The sequence below is a fragment of the Vibrio superstes genome, assembly GCF_003569005.1.
In the GTDB taxonomy this organism is placed as follows: Bacteria; Pseudomonadota; Gammaproteobacteria; order Enterobacterales; family Vibrionaceae; genus Vibrio; species Vibrio superstes.
Window position 1 is genome coordinate 1,550,957 of sequence record NZ_BCUR01000004.1, and the last position, 21,178, is coordinate 1,572,134.

Genomic DNA, 21,178 nt, shown 5'->3' on the forward strand with positions numbered 1-21,178 from the left:
AAAAAAAGCCCCGTGTAAACGGGGCTGTATTATTTACTTTGTAGCTTCACAATTCAAGTTCAAAAGCATCAACTCTCTCAAAGCAACGGAAAATTTAGCAAATTCATGCACATTACCCACCTTAAACTCGTTCAAGGTATTCTCCCAACGTTGCAATGCGATACGATTGCTGACGATCCAGTTTTCAATGGTCTCTTCTTCTGAAAGAGGTGAATCGCCACAATTGCATTTCAACACTTGCACAGTCAGTTGACGTTGCTGCCAATCGAGGTCTTCTCTGAAGGCGGCTCGAGCTAATGCCTGCCAGTTGTTATCCACTACCTGATTATTAATTTGATCAAGGAACCAATGTAGAGACAATCTATCACCTAAGTAGAAATAGAGTTTTGCAGTGCGTTCTATGGTGGTACCACACTCTTTTGCCGCTAGGGAAATATCGTAACAGCAGTACAGGCTTGAAAGTCTGGCTAAGTAATTAGCCAATGATTTATCAACGCCCTTCTCAATCCATTGCTGGGCAATGGTTTGATGTTGCTCCACTTCACTTGGCACCAAGAATTGATCAAGCTTACTCACGATAACCTCAACGTCAGCTTTGAAACGCTCAACCAGTTGTTCGACACTACTATTGTGTGAACGATTTCTTAGCATCCAACGGGTTAATCGTCTCAACGTTCGACGTATCACGACCATGAGTTGGTATTGGACACCGGTTTCAATGCGATTGTCATGTTTACGAATGTTGCTAAACACCTCAGAGAACTTAAACAATTCTTTAGACGCAGCAAAGGCATTCGCTATATCAACAACACTTGCGCCTGTTTCTTCTTGAAGACGGGTAACGAAATTACATCCCATTTCATTAACTATCTCATTAGCAAGTGCCGTTGCAATGATTTCACTACGTAGTGGATGAGAATCCATACTTGCAGAATAGTTACGTCGTAACCTATCAGGAAAGTACTCCACCAGCATACGAGAGTGATATTTATCATTTGCGATCGCATCAGTGGCAAGCTGCTCTTTTAATAGCATTTTTCCATAAGCCACCAGCACAGAGAGTTCAGGTCTACTCAGGCCAACACCCTGCTTTTCTCGCTCTTGAAGCTGCTCATCATCAGGAATGTATTCAAGTTGTCTGTCTAGATGACCCGCTTTCTCCATAGTGTGAATAAAGCGCATTTGCTCTTTCATACCATTAACGCCTTGCTCTTCTGTCACAGAGATTGACTCAGCTTGACAATAGGCATGGTGCAATACGATTTCCGAAACGTCTTGTTCCATCGAATCAAGAATTTCATTTCTTTGCTTTAACGTAAGGTCACTATTTTGCACTAAGCCATTGAGCAGGATCTTAATGTTTACCTCATTATCAGAGCTATCCACTCCGCCTACATTATCAATAAAGTCGGTATTGACACGCCCCCCGTTCAGCGCAAATTCAATTCGCCCAAGTTGGGTCAGTCCGAGGTTGCCCCCTTCACCGACAACTTTTGCACGGAGTTGATTGCCGTTGATGCGCAATGAGTCATTGGCTCTATCGCCGACTTCAGAATGGCTTTCTTTGCTCGATTTAACATAGGTGCCGATGCCGCCATTCCATAATAGATCCACTTGCATCTTTAAAATATGCTTTATAAGTTCATTGGGCGCCAGCGCGTCTTCACTTGTGCCTAACATTGCCTTTACTTCAGGTGACAGTGTCACTGATTTTGCTTTTCTAGAGAAAACGCCACCACCCTTTGAAATCAGAGACTTATCATAGTCATCCCAACCTGTTCGCGGCGTATTGAATAAACGATCGCGCTCTTTGTAGGAACTTGCGGCATCCGGATTAGGATCAATGAAAATATGAAGGTGGTTAAACGCTGCTTGCAGCAAGATATGTTTAGACAACAGCATGCCATTACCAAACACGTCACCCGCCATGTCACCCACACCAATAACCGTAAAGTTTGTTGTTTGACAGTTCACGCCTAACTCACGGAAATGTCGTTTGACCGATTCCCACCCCCCTTTTGCCGTAATACCCATGACTTTATGGTCATAACCATTTGAACCGCCAGAAGCAAATGCATCCCCCAGCCAGAAGTTGTAGTCTTCAGACACGCTATTGGCGATATCAGAAAACGTAGCGGTGCCTTTGTCCGCAGCTACAACCAGATATGAATCATCTTCATCGTGACGAACAACATTGGTTGGCGGTACTAAGTTGCCTTCTACAATATTGTCAGCCACATCGAGCAAAGAGCTGATGAACATGCGGTAGCAACGCTGTCCTTCGGCAAAGATCTCGTCTCTACCCGACAGCGTATGTTGTTTTTTACAAACAAAGCCGCCTTTTGCTCCGACAGGTAAAATCACCGTATTTTTAACTTGCTGCGCTTTCACTAGGCCCAGCACTTCGGTTCGAAAATCCTCTTGTCTGTCCGACCAACGTAAACCGCCACGCGCGACTTTGCCTCCGCGAAGATGCACGCCTTCTACGTCTGGCGAATATACGAACATCTCAAACTCTGGCACAGGTTTCGGGATCTCAGGGATCTTCTTAGGACTGAGTTTTAATGCCAAACACGGCTTGCGCTCGCCATCTTTGGTTTGCTGATAGTAGTTGGTACGTAGCGTTGCTCGTATCATCTCTACATAACGACGCACGATACGATCATCATCGAGGCTCTCTACTTTCTCTAGTTGATCTTTGATCTGCTTGATCACTTTCAACTGAGAGGCATCGTCACCGTTATTTTTTGGAAGGAAGCGTTTTTCAAACAGCGTCACCAGGTTATTGGCAAGCTTAGGGTGCGCGGCTAACGTATCTCCAATGTAGTGCTGACTGAAAGGAAAACCAACCTGGCGCATATACTTAGCGTAAGCACGTAAGATTGTGGTCTCCACACCGGTAAGACCCGCACCTAGAATGAGTCGATTAAAACCATCATTCTCTAGCTCCCCTTTCCATACACCGGCAAACGCTTGTTGGAAACGGTCTCTGACCTTATTAAAATCAACCGCATTACTGCCTTTATGCAGCATAGAGAAGTCCAAGATCCAATAGGTCTCACCATTCTTGGTCTCGACTTGATAAGGAGACTCGCCGATGACTCTTAGATCAAAGTTCTCCAGCATAGGCATCACATCTGACAAATGAATTGGCGAGTGCTTATGATAGAGTTTAAGGTGAACTACCTTTGAATCGATTAGCTCTTCTTGTGGTCTGTAGAAAAGCATTCCAAGCTGATTAAACTCATTTAAGAGTTCTAAACGCTCTATATCCGCAACGGCCGCATTGGGTAGCACCGCTTCTTGATACGATCTTGGGAAGGCTTCCATATAGCGCTTAGCAATAGGTAAGCCTCGACTTTCGCCCAAACTAGACACTACCGCTTGCTCTAATCTATCGCCCCACGTAGACGACGCTTCCATCAAGTCTTGTTCAATGCTCTTGGTATCGAAGGTCAGGTTACTGTCTTCAACACGCACAATGTAATGAGTGCGAGCAAGCGGGCTTTCAGAAAAGTAGGTGGTAAACTCTACTTCTTGGTTTGTGTTGAATGCGCGCTTGAAGATGCGTTGAGTTTGGCGTCGAAGCTCGGTGTTATAACGCTCTTTTGTCACATACACCATACAGCTTAAGAAGCGACCAAACGGGTCTTTACGCACAAACAATCGGATCATGTCTCGATCTTGCATCTGCACTACGCCCATCCCTATGTGCAAAAGCTCTTCTTCACTGGCTTGTAGCAGTTCATCTCTAGGATAGGTTTCTAAGATGTTGTGTAGGGCTTTGAACGCATACGACCCTTTTAAAAAGCCGCTGCCTTCTAGAATACGCGCTACTTTGTTGCGGACTAAAGGAATGCTCTCAACGCTTTGGTTATATACCGCTGAAGTATAAAGGCCGGTAAATCTATGCTCTCCAATGACTCTACCTTGCTTATCAAAGGTTTTAATACCTATGTAGTCATTGTAAGCAGGTCTATGGATACGAGATGGACGGTTGCCTTTAGTTAGAATGAGGATATACGGCTTAGTGGCCTCTTCTCTCGCAGACTCAGAAAAATTAGAAAGCTTAGTCGCGCGTACGCGAGATTGATCGGTAAACAAACCTAGCCCAGCTTCTTCTGTTGGCTCTAGGATTTGTTCGTCATTAACTTCGACAAGTCGGTACTCTTTGTACCCCATCAAAGTGAAGTTGTGATCGCCTAGCCAATTCAAAAACTCGAGGGATTCTTCAACATGTTTGTTATCTATGCCTTTAACTTTTTCAAGTCCCTTCACCTGCTTAACGACTTTCTTTAAGGCGTCTGTCATAGGTTGCCAATCATTCACAACCGAATGTGTATCGCGAACGACACTCTCTAACTCTTGTTGCAGATCATCCATCTGACTCTTATTAGAGAGTCTATCCACCTCAATATGGAACACCGACTGCAGTTGGCCATCGAGGGTTTTGTTGTTGATATCAAACACTTTGCCATTCTTTAGGTGCAGCTTGGCTGGGCCATGCAACATTATGTGACTGGATAGTCCCATACGTGACAGTGTCATTTTAATGGAGTCAACCAAGAAGGACATATCGGGTAAGATGATCTCAACTATGGTGTGCGTTGACTGCCAGCCATGTCGGCTCAAGGTTGGGTTAAATACCTTTACCGATAAATCATCCAGATCCTTCTCTTTCATATGTTGCCAGAGGCTTACCACAGCGCCATACAAATCAGACTCATTTCGAGAAACTAGGTCATCATGCGAGATATTGCTAAATAGATGTTGCGCAAGCTTAGTCACTACAGTTTGATGAGCGGGATCAAGCTTGTCTTCGATCAGTTGATAGACTTTTTCAAGTAGTACAGGGACTAGGGGTTCACGTGCATTCATGGGGCACACTCCGTCAGAGATTTTTATTGTTATGTTAATGCAAGGCTAGTAAATCACGTCACACAAGCAGATAAATCTGCCTATTGGCGCTATTGTAGGTTTTTTATTTCATCATCGTTACATAATTAAAGGCGCATTCTCTAAAAATCTTCAATATGTGACGAAACTGTTAATAAGCAAATCTTTCCCTTGAATATAGAACAAAAAAAGGCTTAGCGTCATGCTAAGCCTTTTCATTCATAAGCAATTGTTTGTTATGTAATTATTTAAGTGCAGCTTCTACTTTTTCAAACAAATCTTTCGCCAAGTTAGGCGTATCGCGCAATACCTCTAACTCTTTGCGCATCATTTGCTTTCGTTGCTCGTCGTATCGGGCGAATTTAAGCATTGGGTCTATTAAACGTGATGCGACTTGCGGGTTGCTTGTATTCAATTTTGCTAGCATCTCCCCTGCAAATTGATAGCCACTGCCGTCTATAGCATGGAAGCCGTAAGGGTTGTTAAAGAATGAACCCAATACACTGCGAACTCGGTTAGGATTCTGCATGCTAAATGCGCTGTGCTCCATGGCAGATTTCACTACAGATAGCGCATTCGAACTCGGCTTTGAACCTTGCAGCATAAACCACTTATCCATCACCAATCCATCGTGACTCCAGCGTTCACTAAACGCATTCATCAGGACGTCACGGCTTTCTAGATCAGATTGGTTTGCCGACGAAAGTGCCCCTATGGTATCGGTCATGTTATCGCTGGCTTCGAACTGCAGCTTCGCAAGATGCTGATGTTCTTCTAAACACGATAGAAACCCTAAACAGGTATTACGAAGAGCGCGCTGAGCAATGCTTTGATGGGAAATGTCATACTCACCCCCATTCAGTGATTGATAAGAGAGTAACAGTTCGTTCTCAAGGCCTTTGCCAAGTGCTAGCTTAAGCTGTTTAAGCGCCTTTGAAATGCCATCAATATCTATGGTTTCAAACCAACCGCTGACTTCACTATGAGGAGGTAATGTTAACGCTTCAGCAACAAAGGCTTTGTCTAAGCTCTCATCAAGGAGCAAGGCTTTGAACGAATTAATCACATCAAGAGAGAGCTCAATATCGACTCCCTCGGTAACCGCATGCTTTATGTATTGAGACAGTAGTGTCTGCCCCGCATCCCAGCGCGAGACTTCATTGGTAGAACACTTCATCAGCTGAACCAACTGAGTTTCCGAATAGTCATATTCTAGCTTCACAGGAGCGGTAAACTCTCGAAGCAATGAAGGGGTTGGCTTTTCGTCAACGTGCTCAAATACAAAACGGTGCGATTCTTGGGTAATGTGCAGTAGTGACCCTACTTCCTTTTCATCGATGATTAGTGGAATAACAGAGCCATCTTGGCGATACAGTTCAATATCAAACGGTATATGCAGAGGCAACTTCTCTTCTTGAGTGGCAGTTGGCGCCGTATATTGACGAACATTTAGGGTGTAGGTCTTGCTAGTCGCGTCGTACTCATCGGTAACCGTTACGGTTGGCGTGCCTGATTGACTGTACCAACGCTTAAACTGGCTCAAATCAACACCAGAGGCATCTTGCATTGCCGCGACAAAGTCATCACATGTCGCAGCAGTGCCATCGTGACGCTCAAAATACAGCTTCATGCCGGATTGGAATCCTTCCTCTCCCAACAAGGTATGAATCATTCGAATCACTTCACTGCCCTTTTCATATACGGTCAAGGTATAGAAGTTATTCATCTCTATTACTTTGTCCGGACGTATTGGGTGCGACATTGGGCTTGCGTCTTCGGCAAACTGTGGGCCACGAATAATGCGCACGTTATTGATTCGGTTTACCGGACGAGAACCCAGATCACTAGAAAACTCTTGGTCTCTAAATACCGTTAAACCTTCTTTTAGGCTTAACTGAAACCAATCACGGCAGGTGACTCGGTTGCCTGTCCAGTTATGGAAATACTCATGACCAATAACGGCTTCGATGCCTAGGTAATCTTTGTCTGTTGCAGAGGCTTGATCCGCAAGGACATATTTTGAATTGAAGACATTAAGTCCCTTGTTCTCCATCGCGCCCATATTAAAGAAATCTACCGCTACGATCATGTAGATATCAAGGTCATACTCTAAGTCGAACCGCTCTTCGTCCCACTTCATGGAATTTTTGAGGCTGAGCATCGCATGATGAGCTCTATTAAGGTTGCCCTTATCAACAAAAATCTCTAGAGCGACTTTACGCCCAGAGCGCGTAGTATAGCTATCGACCAATTGGTCAAAATCACCGGCTACTAAAGCGAATAAGTAGCTTGGCTTTGGGTGCGGGTCTTGCCATTTCACCCAATGACGACCATTTTCTAGTTCGCCTTCTGCGATCTTATTACCGTTACTGAGTAGGAATGGAAAGTCAGCTTTGTCTGCTTCTATTGTGGTGGTGTACTTAGCCAATACATCCGGTCTATCAAGGAAGTAAGTAATGCGCCTGAAACCTTCTGCCTCACATTGAGTGCAAAACGCGCCATCTGAAAGATACAACCCCTCAAGCGCAGTGTTGGCAGATGGATTGAGTTCAGTGGTGATAGCCATATCAAATTGAGTCGGTAAGTTTGAGATAATCAAACCTTCATCATTCAATTCATAGTCACTCCAATCAACGCCATTGATGTGCAGTGCTTTGAGATTCAGCTGTTCCCCAACCAAGCTTAAACGTGTCGTATCGTCGTTGGCCAAAACCGTCGATGTTGCAACCACCACTGTTTGCGTTTGATGCAGTTTAAATACCAGATCGATGCTATCGATATTGTGAGAAGGGGTTGCGTAGTCTTTACGATATTTAGCGACAGGCTGAACAGGAGCTGCGTCTTTCATTCCTACTTCCTATGTAATGATGTTGTAGAGGGTTTAGGGTCTATTTTTATTACAAAAATTACAAGTGTTAGGCACGTTCGAGCTTAATAATTTGTAGCCTAGATAGAACTTATATCCGGTCTTGGTTATTTAGCGCTCAATCTAGACTTCGTCAATCAAATCTACCTAGCAATGTCTGCCCTTTATTCAATCGTTACGACATAAAAAAGGCACCTTGTCGGTGCCTTTTCCTGAAACAAGATTCACCGCATTCGCGCCAGTTCGGCGTACATATCTGTGCCTGTACCGGACAGAGTCAGTGTGTCGTCATTTAAACTATAGCTCGATTGGGTTTCGCCGTTTTCATAGAGCAACACTAAGTGCTCGTTTTCAATGTAATAGATGCCGCGTTTGATGGACTCTTGGCCTTGTTCTCCACTGGCACGAAACATAAACACAAAGTCTGGCTGAAGTATCAGATCCAATTTTTGAACCTTACTAGCAAGGATATCTTCGCCCGCCAGTACCTGGCTTGACCAAATGCCTGCGAGAGGTTTCGACAGCGCTTTATGAAAGGTTATGCCGTTAAGATTCAGGCGATTGTGAGTAGTCTTGTATGCGTAAATTTGCGGAGTTGATGTGTTCAGGCCGAGTACAACGGTATCGTCACTGGCGTTGTACAATCCTTCCCAGCGTTCTACAGAATAGTCTTTCTTCTGAATGTCGATTGTAAAATAATAGTTTGAGTCAAAGCTCAGTCGAATAGTTAAAAAGTCATCCTGTGTAGACTCCGGAGCAGGATTAGTGATGTACCATTCCCCTAACAAAAACGGATAGTCAAAACTCGGTTCTTTATTTTCATTAGCACTGACATTAAATGACTGTAGCGCGACCAAGAAGAAGATAAACAAAATTCTGCGCATCATTAATCCTTAGTTTTCCCCAAACAATTAAAGCTTAGGTACTCTTCTACGATAATGCGAAGAATTTTGATCTAAATCACATTTATTATACCAATCGTACTAATTAACTGGTCATTCTAACTTGTTAAAATGCTCGACAACGGTGTTAGAATTTTTGATTGTAGAATAACTACTTATCGAAAAATTCTGCCTTGTTCTCGAGCATTTTTCCTGCGTTATTTCTGATCACTTACTTAGTGTGATTGGTATTATTTATCAAGAAAACAATAACAGCATAAAAAAAGGTGGCTAATAAGCCACCTTTTACATCGTATATTTCAGCAATGCTAACTGCTCGAGGTATCAGACAACATATCAACCATTATTGAAATTGATTCATCGAGATAAGCATCAGGCGCTTTATAATCACTTGGTACATCGTCTAGTGACTTAAAGGCCTCTTCATCGTTCGCTTTTTGGCGCTCGTTAATTCGCTCAAGACGTTGTGCTTCGCGTTTCTCAGACTCTTGTTCACGAGTCTTAAGATTCAGAGAAAGCGCATTTGAGTCCTTCTCTTCTTTATAGCGAACAATATCGTCTTCGATGAAACCAAATTCCATGTCATTTTGAATACGCTTGACATGTTGGTCGGTCAATTTCTTGATCAGTGCTGACTCATCACTCAGCTTGGTGTACTGAGCAGGCTCAATACTATCCCAAGGTAATGCGTTATCTTCCACACTCTCACCTGTTTCAGCAGGGTCGATAGGCGTTGGATAATGAATGTCAGGGATCACACCTTTGTTTTGCGTACTGCCACCGTCAATTCGATAGAATTTTTGAATGGTGTATTGTACATAGCCTAATTCGTTATCAAACAGATCATAGATATGGTTTAGCGAGCGATGCTGCTGTACCGTACCTTTACCGAACGAATTTTCACCAAGAATAACCGCACGTCCGTAATCTTGCATCGCAGCCGCAAAGATTTCGGAAGCCGATGCGCTATAACGGTTGACCAATACCGTCAGTGGACCGTCGTAGCTAATGGCATTGCCATTGTCTGCGTTAACATTGATACGGCCATAGCTGTCTCTCACCTGCACTACAGGACCACTGGTGATAAACAGCCCAGAGAGCGCCGTTGCTTCACTTAATGCACCACCGCCGTTATTGCGTAGGTCCACTAAAATGCCATCAACATTCTTCTCTTTAAGTTCGGTAATCAACTTGTCAGTATCTTTGGAAAGTCCCACGTAAAAACTAGGCACTTCAAGAACACCAAACTTCTTACCGTCTTTTTCAATGATCTCAGACTTAACCGCTCTGTCTTCTAAGCGAACTTTATCGCGAACGATAGTGACGACGCGAGTTTTAGCATCTTTACCATCAGGCAAGATTTGTAAGTTAACCTTGGTACCTTTTGGTCCCTTAATAAGATCAACAACATCATCAAGACGCCAGCCAATGACATCGACGATCTCTTTACCATCTTGTCCAACGCCAACAATTTTATCGCCTTCACCGAGTTCTTTACTGCCCGCAGCTGGACCACCAGCAACTAATGAGCGGATGACCGTGTAGTCATCAGTCATCTGCAGTACCGCGCCAATCCCCTCTAGAGATAGATTCATCTCAGATTGGAAAGTATCGGCATTACGTGGAGAAAGGTAACTCGTATGAGGATCTACCTGACGAGCAAATGCGTTCATGTATAACTGAAAGACGTCTTCGCTTTGAGACTGTGAAATTCGCTTCATCGCATTGTTGTAGCGTTTCGTCAGAATCTCTTTGATCTCTGGCCATTCTTTATCGGTCAGAGCCAGATTAAGCGCGTCGTACTTCACTCTCTTGCGCCACAGCTCGTCAATTTCTTTCGAATCTGTCGGCCACGCTTCTTCGCTACGATCTAGCTCAATAGATTCATCAACATCAAATTTGATTTCATCATCAAGAAGGTCAAGGGCATAAGCATAACGTTCAAAGCGCTTTCTCATTGAAATGTTATACATCTCAAACGCAATGGTGTTATCACCCTCTTTTAAAGAATCATCTAGCTGTGTTCGATAGGTATCAAAACCATCGACTTCAGATTGAGTAAATAGGTTGCGACTAAAATCCAACATATTGAGATATCGGTCGAAAATCTCTGCTGAAAACTGATCGTCTAATTTGAATTGCTTGTAATGAGAGCGAGTAAAACGTGAAGTCACTCGTTTAGCAGCAGTTTGATGCTGAACTTCAGGGGTGAGAACAGGTAAGTCTTTTACCGTGAGGTTTGCTTCGACAGCATTTGCAGAAGCAGCTAGCATAACGCTAGCCGCAATCAGCGTAATCTTTGAACGCATTTTCATTCGCAGGATAAGCTCCTTTTAAGCGCGAAGATGCTCCGCTTTAACGACCATTTGCAGGCCATTATTGAGTTGCACTCGCACGTCGTCCTTGTTTACTTCAACAATGGTCGCAGCCATGTTGCCTTTACCCATGTTCACATTAACATTGTTACCAACAGAGATCTCATCGCTGTTCAATGCACGTGTTTCCACTGGGGCTTGCTTAGGTTTTTCTGCTCTTGGCTTAGGCTTGCGAGCCGGAGCTGCTTTTTTAGCTTGAGCGCGTTTTGCTTTTTGCTCTTCACGGGCTTTATCAGCCTGTTCTTTTCTGCGAGCCGCTACGCGAGCCTTGCTTTCTGCAAGTGCTTGTTGCGCATGGTCCACATGTTCTTGCTCTAGTACGCCACAGTCGTTGCCATCTAGGTCAACACGTGTCGCACCAGCTTTAACGCCATGTAGATAGCGCCAAGATGAAGTGTACTGTCTTAGTGCAGCTCTAAGTTGAGTCTTGCTCACTTTAGAGTCTTCACTTAGACGCTCTGCTAAATCCTGAAAAATACCAATTTTCAGTGGCTTAGCTTCGCCTTCTAAAGTAAAGCACTTAGGGAAGCATTCGGCAATATAAGCAATCACTTCTTTACTGGTTTTTAATTTTTCGGTGTTTTCCATGCGGGTTCCTGATTAAACGCGACTCTTGCGCGAGATTCTCAATAATATTCAGCGCTATTATAAAGACATGACAAGTAAAAACCACACCCGAGTGGTATTTTACTTAGAGTTAATTGGCTCATTGAGCAATTTTTCGACCATATCCATCAACAATACTAACCCTTGTTCGTCAATTTCGCTAAATCGGTCATGCAATGGGCTGTCGATATCTAACACACCCGCCACTTCGCCATTTATTGAAAATGGGATAACAATTTCTGAATTACTGGCTGCATCACAGGCAATATGCCCTTCAAACTGGTGTACATCTTTAATGCGCTGAACCGTATTGGTTGCTGCTGCTGTGCCACAGACGCCTTTACCCCAATTAATACGAACGCACGCCGGGTTGCCTTGGAAAGGCCCCAGTACTAATTGGTCGCCCTCTTTTAGATAGAAACCTACCCAGTTAATGTTCGCCAATTCCATGTTCAGTACTGCACTGATATTCGCTAAGTTTGCGATCAGGTTACTTTCACCGCTAATTAATGCTTCAACTTGTAGCGATACCCTTTGGTAGTCTTTGATGTCCACTTTTTGTTACCTATATTGAAATTGTAACCAAACTCTTTGAAATCCTTCACAAAAGGACTCAATATCCAAGATTGCGTATATACTGCAAACTGTAACCGATAAATCATTGAATCTAAACCACCTACGGCAACAAATGTGCTAGCGTAGCAACCGACATAATCTAGGTACGATAAACTGCATGGCAACAACTCACAATGCAATTACCAGTAATTCTGAACTGCGCCTGTGTCAGGGGTGCGGATTAGCTGTGTCTTCAACACCTATCAATGAAAGCCAAGACGCCTATTGCCCTCGATGTGACACACAGCTCTACCGTGGTCATAGACACTCTTGCTCCGGAGATGTTGCCCTAGCCACTGTGGGCCTTTTGCTCTTCATCCCTGTTATCCTCTACCCTTTTCTATCAATACGTCTTTTTGGAGAGTACATCAGCGCCACACTGCTTGACGGCGTATTCTTACTGATTGATGAAGGCTTTGCATTTGTTGGGTTTCTTGTTCTTTTTTGCGGCTTCTTAGTTCCCCTTGCTCACTGCGTCTGTGTCATTACTGCCAATCTTGCCCTCAAGCAAAACAACACACCGCTGATGCGCTGGAGTATGTACGGCATTTATCATCTTAAGCATTGGATGATGATAGACGTGTACATTGTCAGCATCGCAATTTGCTGCTTCAAGCTCACCGATTACAGTGATCTTATTTTTGGCTTAGCGCTGCCTGTATTAGTTGTGCTCCAGTTAGCGTGCTTAGCATTAGTATTGCGCGTAAGTCCACGCAAGTACTGGCAAAGACTGGATGAGATTCAAAACCTAGAGCGCCCAATCAGTTCCACAATACCCCCTGACCAGTTACACGATTGCCCTCAATGTCATTTAGTACAGACTCATACCGAGCATTGCGTTCGTTGCCACAATAAAATGAAGCGCAATGCTAAACAGTCCCTGCAAGCTACATGGGCCTACTTGATTGTTGCCACTATCGCCTTAATACCAGCCAACGTAATCCCAATTTCTATTTTGTTTACCAATGGTGCTCGCCTCGAGGATACGATTTTTTCTGGCGTAATATCCCTAGTAAACAATGACATGCTAGTAATCGCAATCATCATCTTTATTGCCAGTATTGTGGTACCCGTCGCCAAGATACTCGGTATCCTCTATCTACTACTTTGTATTCACTTCAAGCGCACGGTTTTTCATAGACAGCGTATGATGCTGTTTTATATAGTAAAATGGATAGGGAAATGGTCGATGGTGGACCTCTTTGTTATGTCTATCATGCTAACCTTAGTAGATAGAGGACAAGTTCTTAATTTCACACCCGGCTATGGCGCGGTCGCATTTGGCATCGTAGTTGTCTTTACCATGTATTCTGCGGATGCATTAGATCCGCGTTTGATTTGGAAAAATCATACTTATAAGCATTCAATCTCAACTGGTGACACTTTTTCATGACAGAACAAAATCACTCACCCCTACCGACTCCTAAGGTGAAGCGCTCAACGGGACTCTCACCGCTTTGGGCACTGCCTATCTTGGCGCTACTGCTTGGTGGTTGGCTAATGTACAAAAGCATCAGCGAAGCAGGACAGCAAGTCCGTATTCATTTTGCCAATGCACAAGGCTTAATCGCGGGGCGCACAACCATTCGCTTTCAAGGCCTCGAAGTTGGGATGGTGCGTAAGCTTGAACTGGCTGAAGACCTCAATGGGATCTACGTAGATGCTGAGCTCTACTCTGATGCACTACAGCTGTTAGGTGAAGACACCCAGTTTTGGCTAGTCAAACCCACCGCCAGTCTATCTGGGGTATCTGGATTGGATGCGCTTGTTTCAGGTAACTACATCGCGATACAAAGTGCGACAAAAGGCTTTAATACTCCTCCAAAGACATTCGCTGCACTGTCTAAGGCCCCACAGGACTTGCACAGCGGCAGTTCAGAAGGTTTACGCCTTACTCTTAGAAGCAAGGACCTTGGCTCTGTGAACGTCGGATCAAAGATCCTGTTTAGAAAAATACCGATTGGTGAGGTTTACAGCTTTAGTCTCGATGAAGATGGGAAATCCGTTGTGTTACGCGCTTATATAGACGAAGAGTATGACCACATCATTACCAGTGAGAGTCGTTTTTGGAATGTATCGGGCATCAATGCAAAAGTCGGTTTCGATGGCGTTGACGTCAGAGTTGAAAGTCTTGCTGCATTGATTGGAGGCGGTATAGCCGTCGACTCTCCTGCTCAAGGCCATCACGTAGAGTCCGACACTGAATTTAGGCTTTATCCTGATCTCGCAACCGCCGGTCGCGGTATTCCTATCAAGATAACCCTTCCAGACGACAACAATATCAAGCCAACAGGGGCTCCTCTTATTTACAGAGGCATTGAAATCGGTCAAATCACCAATGTGCAACTCAGTAAAGATCGACAAGACATCATCGCTCAAGCCACCGTTGAACCGGCTTATCACGACCTATTGAATTCAGGGTCTCAATTTCTTCTTGAAGAGGCAACCCTGTCTTTAACAGGCGTTGAAAACCTAGGTAACTTTGTAACTGGCAATTTTTTGACCTTATTACCTGGGGATGGAGAAGCAACCCGCTCATTTAAAGCCGTTAAGCAAGACGAACTCAACACTCAAGACAGTGGAAATCTAGCATTGTCTTTAATGGCTGAGCATAGCTTTGGATTAGCCAATGGATCGGCAGTGCTTTACAAGGGCATTCAAATTGGTCACGTTACGTCGTCACAATTGCATGACAATGGTGTCAAAGTTAACGTACTGATTGACTCACAGTATCGTGCATTGATTCGCTCTAAAAACCGCTTCTTTGTATCGAGCTCAGTATCAGCAAGTTTTGATGCTGGCGAGCTGAACGTCAACGTACCTCCCCTTCAGCACCTTTTGGCGGGAAGCATCAGCTTTATTCGGGAAGGCAGCGAGTCCGTTAGTTCAAGCTATACGCTCTATTCCAGCGAAGCGTTAGCCGAACTTGCCGTTTACACTAAGTCCGGTAGCCAGGTAATTTCTCTTCTCGCTTCTGAGATGCCCCCTGTAAACGTTGGAACGCCTGTTTTGTACAGAAACCTAGTCGTGGGGCAGGTATTGGATTACAAGCTAGGACACTCGGGCATGGAAGTAAAAATAAAGCTCGATAATCAATACCATCACCTTATCAACAGCAATACCGTTTTTTGGAACCATTCTGGTGTAGAGATTGACGCGGGTCTATCGGGCGTATCTGTTAAAGCAGCCCCTTTATCTCGAGTGCTACAAGGGGGGATCGCCTTTGATACCTTGCCTGGTGTTGAGAATAAACTGGGCAAACACTATAAGCTTTACCCTAATCAAGATGACGCTCGCCAGTTTGGAAAAATCATACGCATAAATGCGGCTGATAATGCCACTGTGACCAAGGGAACCAAGATCAAATATCAAGGTGTCGATGTGGGAGAGATTACTCTTGTGTCGCCGCTATTTGAAAAATCCGGCGTTGAAATGCTCGCACGCATCTATCCTCAGTATGTTTCCAAGATTGCCGTTAAGGGTACCCAACTTTGGCTCGTGAACCCTGAGATCAGCCTGAGTGGCGTTAAGAATCTAGCCAGCGCTATCATTCCGACCATTGAAGTGAAACCGGGTAAAGACAGTGCCAAGAAAAATCAATTCACCCTACTGCAAAAAGCACCATTAGAAGATGGCGTCACCTTTTATTTGCAGAGTGAAATCAAAGGCTCGGTATCAAAAAACACCCCTATCCTCTACCGTGAAATGGAAGTCGGCTACGTTAGCGACGTTCAGTTGGGCGAACTCGCCGATCGAATCATCATCACTATCAAAGTGGATAAAGACTACGCCTATTTAGTGAGACAAGACTCTTTGTTCTGGAATGTATCAGGCCTAGATGTCTCTATTGGCTTAAGCGGCGCAAACGTAAAGGCTGGGACTGTTGATAGTCTGCTTAAGGGGGGTATTGCGTTTACTACACCGGAACAGCAGAATTTGCTACCAATGGCAAAAGCAGAGCGTTCTTTCTACCTGTACAAAAAGGCTGAACCCGCTTGGCTGGAATGGCGCACCGCGATTCCTAAACCTTAGAAGGGTTCTCTTAGAAGAGAGACGCTATCAATGCAACGCGTCTCTCCTCTTTCAACGCTATACACTTTCAAGATAAAGCGAGCATTGCTACACTTCGCATGCTCGCCTTTCTCACAGGAATCCTACCTTGCATCAAAACGTATATATCCCGGAGCAATTTGTTCAACTTATGAAAGAACAAATGCCTTCACACCTAAAACTAGATGAATTGCTAGAGGCGTGTAAGCGTCCTTTAAAACGCAGCATTCGAGTCAATACTCTGAAGATCTCCGTTGAAGATTTTAAAGAGCAGGCATTAACAATGGGCTGGACATTAACACCGGTACCTTGGTGCAAAGAAGGCTTTTGGCTTGATAACGTCGATGAGTCTACCACGTCACTAGGCAATACCAGCCAACACCTTGCAGGCCTATTTTACATTCAAGAAGCCAGTTCTATGATGCCAGTAACGGCACTATTCGATGACCTCGCCGTTGATGCTAATTTTCGAGTATTGGATATGGCCGCGGCGCCGGGTTCAAAGACCACACAGATTGCCGCCAATATGGGCAAACAAGGCTTAGTGGTTGCCAATGAATTTTCAGCAAGCCGAGTCAAGATACTGTTTGGTAATTTAATGCGCTGTGGCATTGGCAACATGGCAATGACCAATTTTGATGCTCGTGTGTTTGGTCCTTGGCTTCCAGAAACCTTTGATGCCATTTTGCTCGATGCGCCATGCTCTGGTGAAGGTTCGTTACGTAAAGACGCAGACGCAATGAAGAACTGGAGTTTGTCCTCTGTTGAAGAGATTGCCAACACTCAGCAAGACTTAATAGAGAGTGCCTTTCACGCCTTGAAGCCAGGTGGAACACTTGTCTATTCAACCTGCACGCTAAACCACCAAGAAAACCAGCACGTGGTCGATCACCTGTTGCAAACCTTCATCGGTTCTATTGAAGTTGAATCCTTAGATGACCTTTTCCCCGATGCTTCTCTGTCACTAACAGAAGAGGGATATATTCATGTATATCCCCAAATCTATGACTGTGAAGGCTTTTTTATTGCTAAGTTCAAAAAGACGGGCTCAGTAACTGCGCCAAAAGTGAAAAAGCGCTTAGGTAAGTTTCCTTTTCAACGAATGTCCAACAAGGACAGTGACATTGTCACAAACTCATTAATTGAAGCCTTAGGGATTCAGATATCGGACAACTTTTCCTTATGGCAACGAGATAATGAAGTATGGTTGTTCCCAGTACTGATAGAACCCCTACTCGACCAAATGCGCTTTCAACGTATTGGTATCAAACTCGCCGAAACTCATAAAAAAGGATATCGCTGGCAGCACCAAGGCGTTGTCGCTATGAGTCAACACAACGAAGACAATGCCGTGGACCTAACCATAGATGATGCGCGTGAATGGTACATGGGGCGCGATATTCGACCAGAGGTTCCTTCTAGTAAAGGTGAAGTACTGGTTCGCTACGATGGTGTGACCATAGGTATTGGAAAATGGGTGGGTAATCGCATAAAGAATGGATTACCAAGAGAAATGGTTAGAGACAATAACTTGTTCTAATTCATAGAGATGAAGTAGAAGCCTGCAACTTAGTGTTTGAAGATAGGCGCTCTTGTGTGGCAAGAGCGCTTTAGTGTACTAAACTTATTCCAATTAATCGGTTAGCGCAGGCTCTTACATAGAGCCATTCCCCAAAGCCTAGGTCAGGATAGCCTAGGCTATTTTTTGGCAGAAATTCACTATTTTACTAAGTGAATTCCATCAGTTTCGATAGTAATCAATCCTGCTTTGTACAACCCGCCAATCGTCTTTTTAAATGTGCCTTTACTGGTGCGGAACACCTTAAAGATGGCATCTGGAGAAGACTTGTCATTAAGAGGCAGGAAGCCCTCTTTTTTATTCAGTAGATCCACCACTTTCTCACTAAGATCATCCATCTTAGCGACACCAACTTTCTGCAATGACAAATCAATCTTGCCGTCATCACGTACTTGTTTAATGTAGCCCTTAAGGCGCTTGCCGATGAACAGCTTACCAATGACATCCGAGCTAAAAATCATGCCCCAATGTTCACCATTGATAATGGCTTTGTAGCCGAGGTCACTGCGTTCAGCGATCAACAGTTCCACTTGGTCATTCGCTTTATAATGATGCGGCGTTTTATCAAGCCATTTGTTGAACTTAGTGGTGCCGACGATACGACCGCTGGCATTGTCAGTGTAGACATACACTAATATTGTCTGGCCTTCATTAAAACGAGCACGTTGTTCACTATAAGGAACCAGCAAATCTTTCTTTTCGATACCCCAGTTAACAAATGCACCCGTGGCGTTGATACTGGTAATTTCCATCAAGCCCCACTCGCCTACTTGTGCGATAGGATTTTCACGCGTAGCGCAAAGTTCGTTGTCGGAATCAAAGTAAAGAAAGGCTTTCACTATCTGACCAACTTCATGCTCCTCACTGAGCTGTTTTTTAGGCAAAAGCACGCTTCCATAATCGTAAGCGTCTAGAAAAACACCAAAGTCAGTGATTTGGGTGATTTTAAGTGAGTTAAGTTGGCCAATTTTAATCATATTATTACTCGAGTTTGACGATATCGCGACGATTGTATTGCCTTACCCCAACAATACAAAGACTTTTCTAGCACTTTGCACATTACAAAGGATTAGCACTCGTTACTTAATCTAAATTAATAACGTCACATTGTGGATGCTCTAGCAAAAACTCTTGCAGTTTCGCTTTGCTTGCCAAGTCTTCTGTAATCAAAATCGCAGGCTTACGAGCCGCATTGGCTTGTGTTAGTACCAGTGATAGCAACTCAGTGACTGATTCATGTTCCACATTGTAGCCAGCTGATACCGCTTCGTTATTCCTGTCCACGCCGAGAGTAAGCTGTGTAAGTGAAGCTAGGTCGATGCAGACACCATCGAAGTACTTTAATAGGCGCTCTGAAAGCAACACAGAGGACGGCGTGTCAGCGCCAAATAGAACCTTAAGGCCGTTTAATCCACGAGGTAGACCTTGCTCTGCCAAATTATCGATGACCTTGGCGGCATCACTCAAGCTACGCACAAAGGGAACAACAATCTCTACAGCAACGCCTTGCTCTCTGAGGCCCTTAATGAACTGACACTCAACCGCAAAGCTGGATTTATAAAAGTCTGAGGCATAACGCGAAACGCCCCGCATTCCCAGCATAGGGTTTAGCTCTTGCTCTTCTAAGCTGCCGGCAATCAACGTAGATAAAGAATTGCTATCGCAATTGCTCAGTTGCACGCGTACACGCTTATGCTCAACTAGCTTAAGATCTTTTGCCGTTTCGTTTAGAACTTCTAGATAGAACTCTCTTAGATCTTGACCGTTCACAACAGCGTCAAGGGCCATTTTGTCCGCATCAGTTAGCGTAGAGTCTTGGCCAATAAGTGCAGGATGAAAGAACACGCGCTCTTGAATGACATCCCCAATAGACAGCAATACATGCTCTGCAGTGTCGTTAACTTGTTGCAACGAAGAGCCTAATATAATTTCCGAATTTAGCGTGTTTGGCATTTGCGTCCCTTTCTAGATCTAAGTAGCTATTATCTGATTCAAAATACCACCTCACACCGACGATTCAAATACTTAACCGAAAATTTAGGCGAAGAAAAATACTGAGTAACCCCCTTACGCTGACTAAGGATGCTGCTCACTGTTCATAACCCTCTTTAGCGTGCATTTCTTAGCCAAATAACTAAGAATTTCTCTATTTTTGGGTAATGAAGTTTATTCCCTCTCGTAATTCCGCTATCTTTAGCCCAATTTCGCTATAAGAAGAAAACAAAATTATGTCTCTAAAAACTGATGAGTTGCGCACTCAACCACTCGGTCCAATGCCAACGCCAGCTGAGTTATCTCAAAATCACCCTCTTACCGCTGATGTTGCAGCTCGTATTGAGGAATCTCGTCGCCAAATCGAAGCTATCTTAAAAGGCGAAGATAAGCGCCTGCTCGTGATCGTTGGTCCTTGCTCTATTCATGATACAGAAGCGGCGATGGATTATGCAGGTCGTCTAGCGGCAATTCAGGACCAATACAAAGACCAACTATTCATTGTAATGCGAACCTACTTTGAGAAGCCCCGCACCATCATCGGTTGGAAAGGCCTGATTACGGATCCGAATCTAGATGGCTCATACGCACTAGAAACCGGCCTAAACAAGGCGCGTAAGCTACTTCTAGATATCAACAAACTAGGACTGGCTACCGCAACTGAGTTCTTAGACATGATCACAGGCCAATATATTACTGACCTTATTTCATGGGGCGCAATTGGCGCTCGTACAACTGAATCTCAAATTCACCGTGAAATGGCTTCTGCGTTATCTTGTCCTGTAGGCTTTAAGAATGGCACAAACGGCAGCGTAAAAATCGCTATTGACGCAGTGCGCGCATCTAAGGCTTCACACTACTTCTATTCGCCGGATAAAAATGGGCGTATGACGGTATATCGCACTTCAGGTAACCCTCACGGTCATGTGATCTTACGCGGTGGCGACACTGGACCAAACTTTGATACACAATCAATAGAGAACGCTTGTAATGCGCTTGGCGAAGTAGGCTTGCCGAAACGACTTGTTGTCGACTTTAGTCACGCGAACTGCCAAAAGCAGCACCGTAAACAACTAGACGTAGCAAAAGAAATCGCAAGTCAGATAAAATCAGGCAGCACCTACGTTGCAGGCATCATGGCAGAGAGCTTCATCGAAGAAGGCAATCAGCCAATGGACGACCTTTCTGCACTGCAGTACGGAAAATCTATCACTGACCCATGCCTAAGCTGGGCACACACAGTAGAGATGCTGGATATTTTATCAGACGCTGTTAAAACACAACTTTAAGGAGAAGA

At 44.3% G+C, this 21,178-nt stretch carries 12 protein-coding genes; 4 read left to right on the top strand and 8 right to left on the bottom strand.

The features are described from left to right. Positions 1-33: 33 nt before the first annotated feature. The 6 genes from D5I41_RS15190 to msrC form a co-directional block, all read right to left on the bottom strand. Entirely contained in the window at positions 34-4,878 is a 4,845-nt protein-coding gene (locus D5I41_RS15190; protein ID WP_119010502.1) for an NAD-glutamate dehydrogenase, read from the bottom strand. A gap of 262 nt (positions 4,879-5,140) precedes the next feature. After that, positions 5,141-7,744 (bottom strand): aminopeptidase N, encoded by a 2,604-nt coding sequence (pepN, locus tag D5I41_RS15195; protein WP_119010503.1) that lies wholly within the window; start codon positions 7,742-7,744, stop codon positions 5,141-5,143. Between the two features lie 242 nt (positions 7,745-7,986). After that, positions 7,987-8,646 carry a hypothetical protein gene (locus D5I41_RS15200; RefSeq protein ID WP_119010504.1) on the bottom strand — a complete coding sequence of 220 codons (660 nt, stop codon included), beginning with the start codon at positions 8,644-8,646 and terminating at the stop codon, positions 7,987-7,989. Positions 8,647-8,972: 326 nt separating this feature from the next. Beyond that, positions 8,973-10,979 (bottom strand): carboxy terminal-processing peptidase, encoded by a 2,007-nt coding sequence (gene prc, locus D5I41_RS15205; RefSeq protein WP_119010505.1) that lies wholly within the window; start codon positions 10,977-10,979, stop codon positions 8,973-8,975. Between the two features lie 18 nt (positions 10,980-10,997). Then, complete coding sequence (gene proQ / locus D5I41_RS15210; RefSeq protein WP_119010506.1) at positions 10,998-11,627, bottom strand: RNA chaperone ProQ; 630 nt, start codon at positions 11,625-11,627, stop codon at positions 10,998-11,000. A gap of 99 nt (positions 11,628-11,726) precedes the next feature. Then, the gene (gene msrC, locus D5I41_RS15215) at positions 11,727-12,200 is read right to left on the bottom strand and encodes a free L-methionine (R)-S-oxide reductase MsrC (RefSeq protein ID WP_119010507.1); all 474 of its coding nucleotides are present in this window, start codon (positions 12,198-12,200) and stop codon (positions 11,727-11,729) included. 178 nt (positions 12,201-12,378) lie between these two features. On the opposite strand from msrC, the gene D5I41_RS15220 reads away from it, so the two are divergent. From D5I41_RS15220 to rsmF, 3 genes are all read left to right on the top strand, one after another. Then, positions 12,379-13,653, top strand: a complete 1,275-nt coding sequence (locus D5I41_RS15220) for a paraquat-inducible protein A (RefSeq protein ID WP_119010508.1) — start codon at positions 12,379-12,381, stop codon at positions 13,651-13,653. After that, complete coding sequence (locus D5I41_RS15225) at positions 13,650-16,292, top strand: PqiB family protein (RefSeq protein ID WP_119010509.1); 2,643 nt, start codon at positions 13,650-13,652, stop codon at positions 16,290-16,292. The genes D5I41_RS15220 and D5I41_RS15225 overlap by 4 nt, the downstream gene beginning before the upstream one ends. Positions 16,293-16,419: 127 nt before the next feature. Continuing rightward, entirely contained in the window at positions 16,420-17,850 is a 1,431-nt protein-coding gene (rsmF, locus tag D5I41_RS15230; RefSeq protein ID WP_119010510.1) for a 16S rRNA (cytosine(1407)-C(5))-methyltransferase RsmF, read from the top strand. A 179-nt stretch (positions 17,851-18,029) separates the two neighbouring features. On the opposite strand, the gene D5I41_RS15235 is transcribed toward rsmF, so the two are convergent. Together D5I41_RS15235 and D5I41_RS15240 are read right to left on the bottom strand one after the other, a co-directional pair. After that, positions 18,030-18,866, bottom strand: coding sequence for a CvfB family protein (locus tag D5I41_RS15235; protein ID WP_119010511.1), 837 nt, complete (start codon positions 18,864-18,866; stop codon positions 18,030-18,032). 106 nt (positions 18,867-18,972) lie between these two features. After that, positions 18,973-19,842 carry a putative PEP-binding protein gene (locus tag D5I41_RS15240; RefSeq protein ID WP_119010512.1) on the bottom strand — a complete coding sequence of 290 codons (870 nt, stop codon included), beginning with the start codon at positions 19,840-19,842 and terminating at the stop codon, positions 18,973-18,975. 275 nt (positions 19,843-20,117) lie between these two features. Between D5I41_RS15240 and D5I41_RS15245 the strand changes: the two genes are divergently transcribed. Then, on the top strand, positions 20,118-21,170 hold the full coding sequence (locus D5I41_RS15245; protein ID WP_119010513.1) for a 3-deoxy-7-phosphoheptulonate synthase: 1,053 nt from the start codon (positions 20,118-20,120) through the stop codon (positions 21,168-21,170). The last annotated feature ends 8 nt before the right edge of the window (positions 21,171-21,178 follow it).